The sequence below is a fragment of the Moritella sp. genome, assembly GCF_013215705.1.
Classification (GTDB): Bacteria; Pseudomonadota; Gammaproteobacteria; order Enterobacterales; family Moritellaceae; genus Moritella.
This window is the reverse complement of the sequence record NZ_JABSQR010000044.1, coordinates 16968-33858: the sequence shown is the minus strand read 5'-3', so window position 1 is coordinate 33858 and position 16891 is coordinate 16968. Positions and strand designations below refer to the sequence as shown.

Annotated in this window: 15 protein-coding genes; 12 read left to right on the top strand and 3 right to left on the bottom strand. The window is 40.4% G+C overall.

Annotated elements, in window-relative coordinates; genetic code table 11:
* Positions 1 to 296: 296 nt before the first annotated feature.
* Complete coding sequence (locus tag HRT96_RS21170) at positions 297 to 1415, bottom strand: PKD domain-containing protein (protein WP_293160563.1); 1119 nt, start codon at positions 1413 to 1415, stop codon at positions 297 to 299.
* 511 nt (positions 1416 to 1926) lie between these two features.
* Between HRT96_RS21170 and glnK the strand changes: the two genes are divergently transcribed.
* The 5 genes from glnK (at position 1927) to HRT96_RS21145 (ending at position 6526) form a co-directional block, all read left to right on the top strand.
* On the top strand, positions 1927 to 2265 hold the full coding sequence (gene glnK, locus HRT96_RS21165) for a P-II family nitrogen regulator (RefSeq protein ID WP_017223195.1): 339 nt from the start codon (positions 1927 to 1929) through the stop codon (positions 2263 to 2265).
* A 10-nt stretch (positions 2266 to 2275) separates the two neighbouring features.
* Positions 2276 to 3508: an ammonium transporter gene (locus HRT96_RS21160; RefSeq protein WP_293160561.1), complete on the top strand. Its 1233-nt coding sequence runs from the start codon at positions 2276 to 2278 to the stop codon at positions 3506 to 3508.
* A gap of 179 nt (positions 3509 to 3687) precedes the next feature.
* On the top strand, positions 3688 to 4272 hold the full coding sequence (locus HRT96_RS21155) for an aminodeoxychorismate/anthranilate synthase component II (protein ID WP_293160559.1): 585 nt from the start codon (positions 3688 to 3690) through the stop codon (positions 4270 to 4272).
* Positions 4273 to 4413: 141 nt separating this feature from the next.
* Positions 4414 to 5619 (top strand): aspartate aminotransferase family protein, encoded by a 1206-nt coding sequence (locus tag HRT96_RS21150; protein WP_293160565.1) that lies wholly within the window; start codon positions 4414 to 4416, stop codon positions 5617 to 5619.
* A 43-nt stretch (positions 5620 to 5662) separates the two neighbouring features.
* Positions 5663 to 6526, top strand: coding sequence for an NAD(P)-dependent oxidoreductase (locus HRT96_RS21145; protein ID WP_293160557.1), 864 nt, complete (start codon positions 5663 to 5665; stop codon positions 6524 to 6526).
* A 99-nt stretch (positions 6527 to 6625) separates the two neighbouring features.
* Here the strand turns inward: HRT96_RS21145 and crp are convergent, their stop codons facing one another.
* Complete coding sequence (crp, locus tag HRT96_RS21140; RefSeq protein ID WP_006032405.1) at positions 6626 to 7267, bottom strand: cAMP-activated global transcriptional regulator CRP; 642 nt, start codon at positions 7265 to 7267, stop codon at positions 6626 to 6628.
* Between the two features lie 284 nt (positions 7268 to 7551).
* Between crp and HRT96_RS21135 the strand changes: the two genes are divergently transcribed.
* From HRT96_RS21135 to panF, 4 genes are all read left to right on the top strand, one after another.
* Complete coding sequence (locus HRT96_RS21135; protein ID WP_293160555.1) at positions 7552 to 7956, top strand: OsmC family protein; 405 nt, start codon at positions 7552 to 7554, stop codon at positions 7954 to 7956.
* Positions 7957 to 8161: 205 nt separating this feature from the next.
* On the top strand, positions 8162 to 8800 hold the full coding sequence (locus tag HRT96_RS21130; protein ID WP_293160553.1) for a cache domain-containing protein: 639 nt from the start codon (positions 8162 to 8164) through the stop codon (positions 8798 to 8800).
* 167 nt (positions 8801 to 8967) lie between these two features.
* Positions 8968 to 9162, top strand: coding sequence for a DUF997 family protein (locus HRT96_RS21125; protein WP_293160551.1), 195 nt, complete (start codon positions 8968 to 8970; stop codon positions 9160 to 9162).
* Positions 9155 to 10591, top strand: coding sequence for a sodium/pantothenate symporter (panF, locus tag HRT96_RS21120; protein WP_293160549.1), 1437 nt, complete (start codon positions 9155 to 9157; stop codon positions 10589 to 10591). The genes HRT96_RS21125 and panF overlap by 8 nt, the downstream gene beginning before the upstream one ends.
* Before the next feature lie 121 nt (positions 10592 to 10712).
* On the opposite strand, the gene HRT96_RS21115 is transcribed toward panF, so the two are convergent.
* Positions 10713 to 11660: a pseudouridine synthase gene (locus tag HRT96_RS21115; RefSeq protein ID WP_293160547.1), complete on the bottom strand. Its 948-nt coding sequence runs from the start codon at positions 11658 to 11660 to the stop codon at positions 10713 to 10715.
* A gap of 280 nt (positions 11661 to 11940) precedes the next feature.
* Between HRT96_RS21115 and HRT96_RS21110 the strand changes: the two genes are divergently transcribed.
* The 3 genes from HRT96_RS21110 to HRT96_RS21100 all read left to right on the top strand — a co-directional run bounded on the left by HRT96_RS21110 (position 11941) and on the right by HRT96_RS21100 (position 16648).
* Entirely contained in the window at positions 11941 to 13839 is a 1899-nt protein-coding gene (locus HRT96_RS21110) for an ATP-binding protein (protein ID WP_293160545.1), read from the top strand.
* Positions 13836 to 15191, top strand: a complete 1356-nt coding sequence (locus HRT96_RS21105) for a sigma-54 dependent transcriptional regulator (protein WP_293160543.1) — start codon at positions 13836 to 13838, stop codon at positions 15189 to 15191. Before HRT96_RS21110 ends, HRT96_RS21105 begins: the two co-directional genes overlap by 4 nt.
* 242 nt (positions 15192 to 15433) lie before the next feature.
* Positions 15434 to 16648: a glycerophosphodiester phosphodiesterase family protein gene (locus HRT96_RS21100; RefSeq protein ID WP_293160541.1), complete on the top strand. Its 1215-nt coding sequence runs from the start codon at positions 15434 to 15436 to the stop codon at positions 16646 to 16648.
* Positions 16649 to 16891: the final 243 nt, after the last annotated feature.

Genomic DNA, 16891 nt, shown 5'->3' with positions numbered 1-16891 from the left:
CGCGGGTTCGAGTCCCGTCCACTCCGCCAACAAACAACGAAAGCCTGAATCGAAAGATTCAGGCTTTTTTTGTGCCTGAAATTCAGGATACAAAAATACAGATTGTGAGGAGTGGTAGTTCAGTTGGTTAGACTGTTTACCAAAAAAGGCGGCCTGTCACGCCGGGGGCGCGGGTTATGGTCTATAGAAAGCCATTCGCTTTCTCTTTGCCAACAAACAACGAAAGCCTGAACTATTGATTCAGGCTTTCAGATAAACACTAAACATTTAATTTTACGTCGGTACTATTCGCTAACTTAGCACTCATTATTACCTTGTTGTCTTATCTGCCAAGTTAATGTTGGTTTTCTAAGGAATGATAAATCATCGATGTATTGTTGAATTCTCGCTCCACACCAAGCTTCTGCCGCTGCACGGCTTGTAATTGGTGAAGCACTAAAGCACTGACGTTCATCTGTTTTTTTATACAACCAGCTAGAGGACGTTAATACATCACAAGTCACGTAAGAGCCTTCTTCGTAAACATCAATTGTTTCTGTTTTTGTATTTGTTACACCTTCTTTACTCACCACAGTTAAAACTACGTTGTAAGGGCCTTCTGATGGGTAAGTTGCAGAGGCCGTAATCCCCGTTGCTGATTCTCCATTACCAAAATCCCAATGATAAGACGAGATATCGCTGCTTTGGTTGGAACTTTCGCTCGCATCGAAGCTTACAACTAACTTATCCTTTGTGTAGTTTAACTCTGCAGTTGGAGTTGTTATTTCATCAACAACGTAAACAGTCGTTGCTGTCGTTGCTTGGCTATTATCTTCGGCTGTAACTTTTAAATGAACAATATGTTCACCTGTCTCACTAAAATTGTGAGTGACATCAGGTCCTGACAACTCTTGGCCTTCGATGACCCAGTTAATTTGAGATAAAGCACTTTCACTATAGTTCGAAGAATGACTATTAAACGTATATATTGTGGTTGTTCTATCTGTTATGTCTATCACAGCATTTGGTGATGTGGGTTGCGTTGCTATATCTTCTGCGCTGATTGCTATCTCTGTTGAGAATTGAGCTAAAGTTTCACCAGAATGATCTTCTACAGTTAATTTAATCTTGTAGGTAGCGGCTTCTTTAAACTCATACTGAGGCGCTTCTTCGGGATAGAGTGAGGTTATTTGACCTTCACCTTCTAAGTTTACTGACCAGTTAAAAATAATGTCGTTTGTGGATTGTTCAATATCATTTACGGTATAAACGGAACTGAAATTATAAATTGGTGAGTTTATATCATAGGGTGTAGCTGAGAAACTCACGGACGATATCGCATTTGTTTGCTCATCCTTATCGTCATTATCAAATACATCCTCAGAGCCGCAAGCTGTTAGCGTTGATAATAGTGTTACCAGTAGTAATCTCTTCATTGTATTTCTTCCATGATTGTAGATTTAAAGTAACAAATCCGTTTTAGCTACTCAGGTTGGAAGCACATTATCATTATTATTGATCATAAAAAGTACCAATTTAATTATGGTACGCAACGCGGTGTCATATTTTTTTGGCGGTGTTTATATATCGATTAAGTTTATTTTAAATAGATTATTAAGAAATCTAGTTATTCAGACTGATGGATACCCCGTAAGTATTAATCATTAACAATTAAAATTAGTTAATGTCTTACGCTATTTTAAGATATAAGAAGTTATTAAAATTGGGATTACGATCTCAAATTAACAGTACGTTAATATTGAGTTAACAACTGCACTGAATTGGGGGGAATAACAGAATGGCCGCACTGTTTTGGTGCTTATGGCGCCAGGGGAAAGTGAGTGGTTTGTATAAGTTGTTGAATTTGTAGCATTTGAATTGTTGGCACGGAGGTTGAATTAAGTTTAATCATATAGATATTCCATATACTTATGCAAGGAGCTCTTTATGAAGCTAATAAGCGCAATCATTAAGCCATTTAAACTCGATGATGTTCGTGAAGCTGTAGCCGATTTCGGTGTTGAAGGATTAACAGTGACTGAAGTTAAAGGCTTTGGTCGTCAAAAAGGTCATACCGAATTGTATCGTGGTGCAGAATATCAAGTTGATTTCTTACCAAAAGTTAAGTTAGAAATTGCAACGCAGAGTGAAAATGTTGATCGCCTCATTGAAGCTATTAGTAGTGCTGCTTACACAGGTAAAATTGGTGATGGTAAGATTTTTGTCTACGATTTAAAACAAGTTGTGCGTATCCGTACGGGCGAAATGGACTCAGAAGCAATTTAAGGGAATAATTATGCAAGAGTTAACAACTACAGTTACTGAGCTGCGTTTTGCACTCGATACTTTTTACTTTTTAATGTCAGGTGTACTGGTGATGTGGATGGCGGCAGGTTTTGCCATGCTAGAAGCAGGCCTCGTTAGATCTAAGAATACCACTGAAATTTTGACAAAGAACATCGTGCTTTATTCTATCGCCTGTATCATGTTTTTATTAGTCGGTTATAACATCATGTATATTGGTAATGCTGAAGGCGGAATTATTCCATCATTTGGTTCTTTAATTGGTACACAATCTGAAGGCGCTGATCATTCATTAGAATCAGATTTCTTCTTTCAAGTTGTATTCGTTGCAACGGCAATGTCGATTGTATCTGGTGCGGTTGCCGAACGTATGAAATTATGGGCCTTCCTTGCTTTTACTGTTGTTTTAACTGGCGTGATCTATCCGATTGAAGGTTATTGGACTTGGGGTGGTGGTTTCTTAGCTGAAGCTGGTTTCTCTGATTTCGCCGGTTCAGGTATTGTACATATGGCTGGTGCCTCTGCTGCATTTGCTGGTGTTTTATTACTTGGTGCCCGTAAAGGTAAGTATGGTAAAAATGGCGAAGTACATCCAATTCCTGGTTCAAATATGCCATTAGCAACCTTAGGTGCATTTATCTTATGGATGGGTTGGTTTGGTTTTAACGGTGGTTCACAGCTAATGCTGTCAGATGTGGAAAACGCAACGGCCGTTGGTAAAATCTTCCTGAACACGAATGCGGCTGCGGCTGCGGGTGCTGTAGCTGCATTGCTAGTTACTAAAGCCTTGTGGGGCAAAGCAGACTTAACGATGATTCTTAATGGTGCATTAGCTGGTTTGGTCACGATTACCGCTGACCCACTCAGTCCAGCTCCAGCATTTGCGACATTATTAGGTGCATTAGGCGGTGTGTTAGTTGTATTTAGTATCGTTGCATTGGATAAAGTGAAGATTGATGATCCTGTTGGTGCTATCTCGGTACATGGTGTGTGTGGTCTATTTGGCTTAATGGTTGTTCCATTTAGCAATGCAGATGCAACATTTGGTGCTCAGCTATATGGCGCTGCTATTATCTTCGCTTGGGTATTCGGAGCAAGTATCTTAGTGTGGGCTGTTCTGAAAGCAACAATGGGTATTCGTGTTACTGAAGAAGAAGAGATCACGGGTATGGATATGGCTGACTGTGGTATCGATGCTTACCCTGAGTTTGTATCGGTTAAATAACTAGATTTAACATTTGGTAAAATTATAAAAGCTCAGCATTTGCTGAGCTTTTTCGTTTACTGCTTTAAACATCATCGATACTGAACTGGTATGTTTATCTTACCAAGAGTCATTATTAGAAACCAATTTCTAGCTATGATATTATTCATCCAGTTTCCTCATTAGAATTTTAATCTTCCATGTTACTTATTATCGATAATTACGATAGTTTTACGTTTAATTTATTCCAATATTTCTCTGAACTTGGACAAGATGTTGTTGTTAAACGTAATGACGAAATTTCACTGGCGCAAATAGCGTCGCTATCTCCTGATTATCTGGTTATTTCACCTGGTCCATGTACACCAAGTGATGCCGGTATTTCATTATCTGTTATTCAACAGTTTGCAGGTAAAATACCCATTTTAGGAGTGTGTCTGGGTCATCAGTCAATCGCTCAAGTATTCGGTGCCAATGTCATTAAAGCCAAAAAAGTGATGCATGGTAAAACATCAAAGATACGGCATAAAGGTAAGGGGGTTTTTACTGGATTAAAGGATCCGTTAACCGTCACTCGCTATCACTCATTAATTGTTGAAACCTCGACACTTAATGACGAATTTGAGATCACCGCTTGGACTGAAATTAATGATGGCGAGTTTGATGAGATAATGGCGTTTAAACATAAAGAGCTCGCGCTCGAAGGTGTACAATTTCACCCTGAAAGTATCCTGACTGAGCAAGGCAAAGAGCTATTAAATAATTTTCTTATCAATAATTCATAGATTTCTGTAATAGAACGCTATATTGAACTTGACCTGTGACTAAATATCTATAATTATTGAATATATATTCGTCAATAGCTGGCGTTTTACTATTTAAACATTGATGTTTGCTGAGAGGGAAGGACTATGACCAATAACGTAATGGCTGTGACTCGGAAAGATTTTGATAACGTAATGGTGCCAAATTATGCGCCGGCAGCAATGATCCCTGTGCGAGGCCAAGGCTCACGTGTTTGGGATCAAGCTGATAATGAATACATTGATTTTGCTGCTGGTATTGCCGTCAGTTGTTTGGGCCATTGTTACCCTCCTTTAGTTGCTACCTTGCAACAACAAAGCCAGAAATTATGGCACGTAAGTAATCTACTCACGAATGAACCAGCATTAAGGCTAGCCAACAAACTGACTAAGGCGACGTTTGCAGATAAAGTGTTCTTTGCTAATTCTGGTGCCGAAGCCAATGAAGCGGCGTTAAAGTTAGCGCGTCGTTATGCACTCGATAAATTTGGTGAGGGCAAAGATCAGATCATCGCCTTTAATAAAGGCTTCCACGGCAGAACTTTCTTTACGGTGACCGTTGGTGGTCAATCGTCTTATTCTGATGGTTTTGGTCCTAAACCCGGTGCTATTGACCATGTGGATTTTAATGATTTGGCAGCAGTTGAAGCATTAATGAGTGATAAAACCTGTGCAGTCATGATGGAACCTTTGCAAGGAGAAGGTGGTATTAATGCGGCTAATCAGCAATTTTTGATAGGCATTCGGGCACTGTGTGATAAATACAATGCGCTGCTGATATTTGATGAAGTGCAAACGGGGGTTGGCCGTACGGGGACGTTTTATGCTTATCAACATACTGATATCAAACCTGATATTTTAACCTCGGCAAAAGGGCTTGGGGCTGGTTTTCCTATTGCTGCGATGCTAACGACAGGTAATATTGCGAAGAGTCTGAGTGTGGGAACCCATGGTAGTACTTATGGCGGTAATCCACTGGCTTGTAGTGTTGCGGAGGTTGTCGTTGATACGATCAATAATGATGATTTTTTAGCGCAAGTTAGTGTAAAGTCAGCCATGTTTAAAGAAGCTTTAGCGCAGATAAATAACCAATATGCTATTTTCTCTGACATTCGAGGTGACGGTTTATTATTAGGGGCTGAGTTAAAAGAACAATATCAAGGTCAAGCCATCGCGATCATGAATCAAGCGGCTCAACATGGGCTATTAATATTAGTGGCTGGCGCTAATGTATTACGTTTTACCCCAGCACTTAATATCCCTGAAGATGATATTCATGCAGGAATGAAAAAACTGAGCCAAGCTATCGAAAAGTGGTTAGCGGCGTAACCGTGAATTGAATCTAAAGTGACATGGCATAAAGAGGACTAAAATGAAAATAGCATTTATTGGTTTAGGTGTCATGGGTTATCCAATGGCGGGTCATCTGCAAAATGCTGGACATGATGTCGTGGTATTTAACCGTACCGAGACGAAAGCCGTCACTTGGGTCGAAAAATATAGTGGTAAACGTGCCTCTACGCCACATCTCGCTGCACTTAATGCGGATTTAGTGCTTATGTGTGTGGGTAATGATGATGACGTGCGCAGCGTTGTTTACGGTGACGATGGTGTATTGTCGGCAATGAAAGCCAATGCAATATTGATCGATCATACAACCACATCCGCATTATTAGCCGAAGAATTATCTGCTGCCTGTGCAAAATCAGATATTCATTTTCTGGATGCGCCAGTTTCAGGCGGGCAAGCGGGTGCCGAAAATGCACAGCTCACCATTATGACGGGCGGCGCAGCCAACGCATACGAGCGTGTTTTACCTGTGCTGGATATAATGGCGAAGAAAGTGACTTTGGTCGGTGATGTTGGTGCGGGGCAAAAATGTAAAATGGTTAATCAGTTATGCATCGCGGGTTTGGTGCAAGGTCTAGCCGAGGGCGTAAACTTTGCTAAAAATGCCGGATTAGATGAGCATATCGTACTGGATGTATTACGTAATGGTGCCGCTCAATCTTGGCAATTAGAAAATCGCACCTTAACGATGGCGGAAGGGAAATTTGATTTTGGTTTTGCGATTGATTGGATGCGCAAAGATCTGGCGATTTGTTTTGAAGAAGCCGAGCGTAATGGCTCGTTAGTGCCTATCGCGAAATTAGTCGATGGGTTTTATGCCGAATTACAACATGCTGGTGAGCAGCGTAGTGATACGTCAGTATTAATTAAACGATTGCATAAATAACAACATTAGCTAACGCATAAACAGCAGTTAATAAAAACGGCGTCTGACTTGTGAGTAACATGTCAGACGCCGTTTTATTAGCTCAATAAAATGATTGAATTAGCGTGTGCCAAATACCACAATCGTTTTACCATGAGCTGAGATCAGCTCTTGCTCTTCAAGCATCTTCAAGATACGACCAACAGTCTCACGTGAACAACCAACGATTTGACCAATTTCTTGACGAGTAATTTTAATTTGCATGCCGTCTGGGTGAGTCATTGCGTCAGGCTGTTTTGCTAAGCTTAATAGCGTTTGTGCAATACGGCCAGTTACGTCTAGGAATGCTAGATCACCAACTTTTTGACTTGTAATCTGTAGACGTTCAGCCATTTGACCTGATAAACGCATTAGGATTTCAGGGTTAACTTGGATTAATTGACGGAATTTCTTATATGAAATTTCTGCTACTTCACATGGTGATTTAGCACGGATCCATGCGCTACGTATAGGCTCTTCAGTATCTTCAAATAGGCCTAGTTCACCCATGAAGTCACCTTGATTCAGATAAGAAAGGATCATTTCTTTACCTTCTTCATCCTTAATTAGAACTGCCACAGAGCCTTTAACGATAAAATATAAAGTTTCCGCTTTTTCTCCTGCATGGATCAGTGTACTTTTTGAAGGGTACTTGTGAATATGACAGTGAGATAAAAACCATTCTAAAGTAGGGTCAGACTGTGGCTTGCCGATAACAACCATGGGTATTCCTCTGTAAGTTATTATAATCGCAAATTATGTCCGTATTGCGATATTTTAATTTTATTATTATTACTGACTTGATAGCATAAGAGACAATAACACTAATAAGCAAGAACTGAGTTGATTTCTGTTCAATATCAACGTGAATATATCATTTTTTGAATATTGACTTGCTGTTTATTTGCAACTTTTAACTATATTTGGGATATGGAACAGTATTTTATTGCTTTTGTGATATTAAATATTGTTCAATACCTTGAAATTAGACATTAACGAGGTATTTTATGAAAGCAAATGTGAAGTGGATCGACAAAATGCAACTGATGGGCACGTCAGAAACGGGTCACGGTATTCTTATGGATGGTGACCGTAATGGTATTGCTGCAAGTCCAATGGAAGTTGTGCTGATGGGGATGGGTGCATGTAGCTCTATTGATGTTGTCGATATTTTAAAAACAGGCCGTCAAAACATCCTTGGTTGTGAGGTTGATTTAACGAGTGAACGAGCGCCTGAACCACCACGGGTGTTCACTAAAATTAACGCACATTTTATCATCTCTGGCACTGACCTTAATGAGAAAAAAGTAAAACGTGCAGTTGAGCTATCAATGGAAAAATATTGCTCTGTGGCTAAAATGCTAGAAAAGGCAGCTGAAATCACGTCGAGCTATGAAATTGTAGCTAAATAAGCAGCGTTGCTAGTGAATGATTAACGATAGGCTGTAGCTGTCGACTTATCGTTAATTTCCCTCCTCGAATAATGCCATTGTGGTGATTTTATAATGCTGTAAATATACACAATAGGCTCAATAGATAATATAACGCTTTCATAAGTTCGTTATGAACCCTTGTTTTTACTATTGTTTACAGTCGCTTATGGTTTTTTGTGTTAGTATGCTGAAAAGTTATTTTGTTATTTTGTTATTTTGTTATTTTGTTGAGGCTATCATGTGCCGTCGTTATTCTGTTTCCTATCAAATCATCCCGTACGTCGCATTCAGTTTTATGGTGTTAGCGTGTATTGCATTGGGCTATTTATCCATATTACGTGGCAACATTCTGGCGGAAAGGAAATCTCGTTTAATCAGTATTATGGATAAAACGGAAGCTATTTTCCAGCGTTACGATCTGTATTATCAATCGGGTGTATTGTCACTCGAAAATGCTCAACAACATGCCTTACAACGCCTTTCTTTACTCGACGATAATTATATTTTTGTCTTTGATGATAACTACACCCTGCTTGCTTCTTTAGGTGATGTGGCCGAGGCGCAGGGCAATGTAAAAATGCTGCAGGACTCGAGTGGTGATTTTACTTATCAGACAATACATGAGCAGGCCAAAAAATTAACGGGCGGTACTTTCATCCGTTATTGTTTTCCGCTGTTTATAGGTGGCGATCCTGTGCGTAAGATCTCTTACAGTAAACGTTTTCCTGCATGGGGCTGGACTTATGGTGCCGGGGTTTACATTGATGATATTGATTCATCGATCAGTCATACATTAATCTCGTTTGATGAACTTGTCGTATAGTCCAAACGATAGTTTAATATGTCCATGAAACATTATTTGGATGTGCTAGCCTTAACGCGATATAATTCAGCTTAAAACCTTGTCATTTATAGTGTATCTATCTAGTTCGAGTTTTGTTTCGATAACGATGCGCTATATTTTACGCGATATTTATTTTAGGCTGAACTATGCACTCAATTTCAAAAAAAACCTTGTTACTGACAGTCGGTTATTTCGCGCTGTGGTGCGCTGGGCCGCTGTTATTAGCAAACCAAGGTGATTGGTGGGGACTGCCTGTTTGGTTTTGGTTTTCTTGCCTGTTTGCCCCTTTACTGCTTATCTTCTTCCTTATTTTAATGATTAAATCGACTTATCATGACTAATCTTATCCCTATTCTTATCTATCTTGTTGCCAGTCTACTCGTTACACGTTGGTGGAGTGCCCGCCAAGAAAAACAATCGGGGGACTTATATCAAGACAAAGCCAAACGTTTCTTTATTGGTGGACGTTTTCTTAATGGCCCCTTATTGGCTCTGACATTAGTCGCGACCTATACCAGCGCAAGTTCGTTTATTGGTGGACCTGGCGCCGCCTATAAAATTGGACTGGGCTGGGTATGGCTGGCGCTGATCCAAGTGCCAGTTGCGATGCTAACATTAGGTGTATTAGGGCCGAAGTTATTGGCACAACGCAAAGCCGAGCACGCGACTCTGATCGAGTGGCTTGATGCGCGCTATCAAAATAGTTGGCTAACCCAATTAGCATTAGTGAGTCTAGTTGTGGGCTTCATTGCTATGATATCGGTACAGTTTATTGGTGGCGCACGCTTATTCTCTGGCGTTAGTGGCATTAGTTATGAGCTGGGATTGGGGTTATTTGTGATCACAGTACTGGCTTATACACTCACTGGTGGATTTCGCGCTGTCGTGATCACCGATGCGTTCCAAGGTATTTTGATGATAGTTGGTGTATTAGTGATCTTCCTGACGCTATTATCACAAGGGGGATTAACGGCACTGATGGCAGATGTCAGTGCTCAATCACCAACACTGTTAAGTCCACAGGGTAATGATGGTCAGCTTGGTTGGCCTATGATGTTATCGTTTTGGATGCTTATTTGTTTTGGTACGTTAGGTTTACCGCATACTGTGGTGCGATTATTAGCAGTCAAAGATACCAATGCCTTAAAGCGTGGGATGATCTGGGGAACTATTATTAGCTTTTTAATGACCCTGATCCCGCATTTGAGTGGTGTATTAGGTCGGGCTTTATATCCTGATTTAACGGTACCTGACGAGATCATGCCAAAATTAATTACTGGTTTGTTTGACCCGTTCTGGGCTGGTGTATTGTTGGCGGCTCCAATTGCGGCGGTGATGTCATCGGTGGATTCAATGTTACTGCAGTCGGCTGTGAGCCTGGTGCGAGATGGTGTTGTACGATGTTATCCAAGATTAACAGCAGATAAGCAGGTTACCTTGACGCGTGTCGCGATGTTATTGGTTACCTTAATTGCGACTTATTTTGCTATCGAACCGCCAGACATGATTGTGTGGCTTAACCTGGCTGCGTTTGGTGCGCTACAGGCGGTATTCTTATGGCCTATTCTCGCTGGCTTGTATTGGCCGCAGATCGCGGGGAATGCGGCATTAGCGGCGATGGTCAGTGGCCTGGTGAGTTATTTAGTGTTGTTATGGTTGAAACCAGCCATGTTTGGGATCCATCCAATCGTCCCAGCATTACTTATTTCGGTGTTTAGCATGCTCGCTGTGCATCGTATTATGCAAATGACAGTCAGTCAAAAAGCCTAAATAATTGCGCTATGTCTGTGCAGGCCTTCTGTTTTCAGTCGGTCTGCAGACTAGTCGCCCTGTGATAGTATCAAACTGAGTTAGAATAGCGCAAAAAGTTAAATGTTGCGGTATAAACGGATCAGATAATATCGATGCTGCTATTAATGAGCGCATCAATCTCAAGTGCGGCTGTCACTATGTTGTGTTCAATACCGGTAACCGGATCGGTAAACGCAAGCTGTTGTGCTAATAACTGCAGTGGTTGTGCAAAGTTATCATCACACCGGTCTAGTAATTTTGGGTATAAGCGGTCGTTTACCAATGGCATGCCTAAACTATTCATGTGCAAGCGCAGTTGGTGTGTTTTCCCGGTAATGGGAGACAGTCTAAACAATCCGAATTCACCTTTAGTGGCAATCAATTCAATTTCAGAATGACTATTCGCCTCACCGTCTGCAATTTTCATCGTGAAACTGGGTTCGCCTTTGACAATTTTATTTTTTACAGTCCAATGCAATGGTAGCGCAAGTTCAGCTTGTTGCTGTTGTTGGTATAACTCGGGTGTTAATCGGGCAATGGCTTGGTAATGCTTGGTGATATTGGCATACTTAAACAAATCATGGTAAAGGTGGCGCTGCTCTGGGTGCTTAGATAGCAGCATTAAGCCTGCTGTCGCACGGTCAAGGCGATGTGCTGTTACCAATGTGTCGATACCGGTTTTTATTCTTAGGCGGTTAACTAAACACTCATTAACGAATTGACCGCTAGGACTCACGGCTAAAAAATGTGGCTTGTAGGCAATAATAATGTGGTCATCTTCGTACATAATTTTTTCAGCAAAAGGGATCTTTTTTTCTACCGCAACCTCACGGTAATAATAGACTCGCTCTCGTGGTATAAACGCACAATCTAGGGTAATTAAGCGACCATCACGCCAATGCACTTTGCCATCGATGATCCGTTGTTGCCATACCGACGCGTCAATCTGTTTGAAATGATTGATAAGAAAGCTGAATACAGTAGGCTTATCAATCACACTTTCGGGTAGTACAATATGCGAAGCATGGGTGGCACGGACATGAGACATAGGATTAATAAACTCGGTTAAAGCGGGAATAGGGTTAAGTGAGGGAGTGTACCTGAATTCCTGCGCTCATTCTCGCTAACAACCATCTGACTTCATACATAAACACTTAAATAAGCATTATAAATACCGCTCTATTAACAGTTTTAGATGTTAACTTAGTGTTATAGGACTAAGTTATGGTAACTTCTCTTTATTCTGGTTTTATTTTTAATAGGGTATTGGCAGCAATATTGAGCCGCTTTATTTGCCCTATAATAAATAGCTTGTAATAGGGCAAATTATGTTCAAATGGAAAGGTATTGAGTTTAGGTTAGTTTTAGCATTCGCGATGCTATCTATGACAACACTATTTCTATCTATTGCATTGTCCTTCACGTTCAATGATTTGAACCAAAGACTGGTGGTATTAAAAGAAATAAACATGCCTGCTTTAGATAAGGCCGCACGTTTGAATGATATGGTGCGGATTATCATCACCACCTCTTCCCAGCTTAATGATGCTGAATCAAATATTGAACGCAATCACGCCATTGCACAAATCGAACACGCTATTATGAGTATGGAAAATATCATGATGCAGTCTCCTGAATATCATGACTATTTTAAAGACTTCATTGCACAAGTCAGCAACAGTTTGAGTTTACTGTTCCAAAGCAAAATTGAATCTCAGCACCTCAATAAAGCACTGCGTAATCTTTTAGAAGGTTTCTATCCATTGTTAAAAGAGGCCAGTGCATCTCTCGATCAATTACCTGAAAACAGTAAAGATAAGGTCCAATACGCGCAACTTAAATCCTTATTGTATTATCAGTTAGGTCTCATTGAAAAACTCTACAATGACTTCAGTTTTAATGAACTGGACTACACCAGTTACCGATTAGAACAAGTTGGAGAGACCTGGTGGAAACTCTGGGACAATGGTGATACTCGTCAGCAATACCCCGATTTAGATCAACAACTCATGGTTATCTATGATTTAACATCACGTACCGGCAAACTTTACGCGCTCAAAAATAAAGCGCTCGATCACCGCTATCAAGAACAATATTTTCTACAAAACAGCCGAGATCACCTAAACCAACTCACCGTTCAAATAGAAAGCAATACAGCTAAAGTAAATCAAATTATTGAGACCTCAATTAAAGCAGCACAACAATCCTTGGAGGATGACCAACGCTTATCATTATCGTTATCGTTATTTAGTGTGTTGGCTGCAGCTGGCATTTCATGGTTCTATGTACGCAAAAATATACTCCAACGCTTACTTCAACTAAAAGACAATATGTTTGCGATTTCAACGGGCCACTTAGATACAGAGGTATCCATTCGAGGCCATGATGAAGTCACCCAAATGGCAAAGTATCTTAAAGTTTTCCAAACCACAGCGAGGGTAGTTAAACAGACCAACCGAAAATTAGAGGCGGAAGTAGAAGAGCGCACCTTAGCCGAAGAGAAACTACGGATCACGCAAGATGAATTGGTACAGGCAGGTAAACTCGCCGCACTCGGTCAACTCAGTGTCGGGATCACTCATGAGATTAATCAGCCCCTCACCGCAGTAAATAGCCATGTGCGCAGCGCTCAGCGTTGGTTAGAACAAGCACGTACTGATAAAGCGCTGATCAATTTGCAAAAAATAGAATTACTTTTAGATAAAACTTCCGCGATCACCAGTCACCTCAAAGCATTTTCACGTAAAAGTGATGGCAAAATAGAAAGCGTTGAACTCAATTGCATTATCCAAGATGCTATCGAATTATTTGAAAGCAAGCGTCATAATGTCACCATTCATTACTCAAACCAGACTTCACACTGGGTGCGTGCAAATAGCATTCGTCTCGAACAAGTATTGGTTAATCTCATTAGCAACGCTATCGATGCGGTTGAGCATCATTGTGAACCACAAATCACGATCACAGTCAGTTCGACGTTAACAAGTACACGATTAGGTAATATTGAAATTACCGTAAAAGACAATGGTTCCGGTATTTTGGCTGAAGATCTACCGCATATATTCGATCCTTTTTATACGCGTAAACTATCTGGCAAAGGCCTCGGGCTCGGATTATCCCTTGCCTATAATATTATTAAAGATTTTGGTGGTTCTATTCGAGCAGAATCGATTCAACACCAAGGCTCAGAATTCATCGTATCTCTACAGCAAGGCGCACAATCATGACATTAGAAAAACACATTGTACTCATTGATGATGAAGTGGACGTTGTAGAGGCTGTCAGTGAAATGTTGGAATTAGAAGGCTTTAATGTCAGTAGTTTCATCGATCCCAATCTTGGCTTAAAATCACTAAATCCAAACAGCAAGTCTGTTGTTTTGTGCGATGTGAGAATGCCATCGGTCGATGGTTTAACCTTGTTAAGTTCGATTCAGCATCGATCACCAAATGTGCCGATCATACTCATGAGTGGTCACGGTGATATTCCCATGGCCATTGAAGCTATGAAATTAGGTGCGTTCGATTTTTTGGAAAAACCACTTAATACCGATGAGCTGATCGATAAACTCAACCTTGCATTAGCGCAGTGCCAACATAGCAGCACGACCCAATCAACAGACAAGGATTCGCCAGAAATTCCCATTGAATCTGTCATTATTGGCCAATCAAAGGTTATTGAGAAAATTCGCCAACAAGTCTTAGTACTTGCTCATACAGGTGTTGATACCATCATCAATGGCGAAACAGGCACAGGGAAAGAAATTATTGCCCGTTCCTTACACAACTTCAGTCGCCGCAAAGACCAACCTTTTGTCGCGATTAATTGCGGGGGGATGACAGAAAGCATCATTGAAAGTGAATTGTTTGGTCATGAAGCTGGCTCGTTTACCGGCGCTAACAAAAAACGCATCGGACGACTAGAACAGGCCCATGGTGGTACTTTGTTTCTTGATGAAATCGAAAGTATGCCCATTGCAATACAAATTAAACTATTGCGAGTGCTCCAAGAAAGGGTGATTGAACGTGTCGGTGGTAATACCCTTATTCATATCGACATTACTGTTATTGCGGCAAGTAAGGCTGATTTGGCCAAATTAAGCGAATCTGGTGAATTCCGCGCTGATCTCTTTTATCGCCTTAATGTGGCCAGCTTGCATCTTCCTTCTTTGCAGCAACGTAAAGAAGACATCCAATTGTTATTCCGTCATTTCGTTATTCAAGCAAGTCAAAAATATAAAACTCGTCCATGCACAATTTACTCAGAACAGATACAGCAACTGTGTCGCCATCATTGGCCAGGCAATTTACGGGAATTACGTAATGTTGCAGATCGTTTTGTACTTGGTATTGTCGGAGATGGTTTCGATTTACAAACGCCAATTAGTGAATCGTGTTCTGATGAGTTTGATTTCGAAAAGCTAATGGAACAATACGAAAGAGACGTATTGACTGAAGCGCTTGTCGAAACGTTTGGTAACATCAACGAAGTGTCTGCCAAACTCAATTTGCCTCGAAAAACCCTATATCGAAAGATGAAGAAACACCAACTTGATAAAGAAGACTTCAAAACACAGTAAAGAGCAGAGACACAAATGACCCATGAATAAGACTTCATCGTAAAGTTAAACTGTAACAAGCTGTTATATAAGTAAATTAATAATTGGCATGATGAGTGCAGTTACATATTAGGTGATTTAGTATCACCGGTACTGATAATTATTAGGTGCTTATTCACATTACTTATAACAGTGGATAAGCCAACACCGAAATAATAATTAATCAGCCAAATGGATCATTGCTTATTAAAAGGAAATACAAGATGAAGCAAATACTAAAGGGCTCAATCGCACTCATACTCGGGTTAACTTCAATCACAGTGTGGGCTCATGAGTCAGCTAATTTAGGTCCTCGTCCAGCATATTTAGTCAATAATATGGATGATAGCGCCCTCAAAACTCAATTACAGCAATGCAGTAAAGGGCCATTTCAACGAAGTAGCTTTTCTATTGGCCACCGTGGCGCTGCCATGCAGTTCCCTGAACACACCAAAGAGTCTTACCTTGCGGCCATTGAAATGGGTGCCGGTGTGGTTGAGTGTGATGTGACGTTCACTAAAGATAAACAACTTGTTTGTCGACATTCACAAAACGATCTACACACAACAACCAATGTATTATCAAAACCAGAACTTGCTAAGAAGTGTGCTGTACCGTTTACACCAGCAAACCCTGCAACAGGCGAAGATGCCAAAGCAGAATGTCGAACGTCTGATTTTACACTGGCTGAATTTAAGACGCTTAAAGGTAAAATGGATGGTTCAAATCCGAAAGCAACGACTGTTGAAGAGTACATCAATGGTACTCCAGGCTGGCGTACGGACCTTTATACGCAAAATGGTACATTAATGACCCATGCAGAAAGCGCTGCATTATTTAAAGCGCATGGTGTGAAAGTAACGCCAGAACTTAAGTCGACCGCGGTTGCTATGCCATTTAATGGCTTTACTCAGGAAATGTATGCACAGAAATTAGTTGATGAACTAAAAGCCGCAGGTATTTCAGCATCGGATAGCTATTTACAGTCATTTGATTTAAATGATGTAAAATACTGGATTAAAAATAATCCAAATTTTGGTAAACAAGCCGTATACCTCGATGATCGCGTTTATGAACAAAAAGATTTCGTCGCATCGAAAGCCAATATGAAAGCACTTAAAGATGCTGGCGTAAATATTATCGCGTCACCTTTGTTTGCACTTGTCGATTTAGATAAGAAGAAAAACCTTGTACCTTCAAACTACGCCAAACTGGCGAAACAAGCTGATCTTGACATCATCGCATGGACACTAGAACGTTCAGGACCACTGGCTCAAGGCGGAGGTTGGTATTATAAAAGTGTTAGTGAAGGTATCAATAATGATGGCGACGCGATGAATATGCTTGATGTATTAGCACAGGATGTTGGTGTAATTGGTGTTTTCAGTGATTGGCCAGCAACAGTGACCTATTATGCAAACTGCATGAATTTAAAATAGCGAAGCAGTATTAATATTGTTAACAAGGGCTCCATTTTAACATTATTAATATACTGTAGACGATAAAAAAGGGCTTTCGAGCTCTTTTATTTTGTCTGCTATTAAAAATAGGACATATATGACCCATATACCTCTTTAGTATATGGACAGTGATGACTCAAAGTATGACACCCTGACATGTATTTATTTTAATCTATTGATTTGTAAGTGTATTAAAGCTGGCACAAACTATGCAAATAGTTA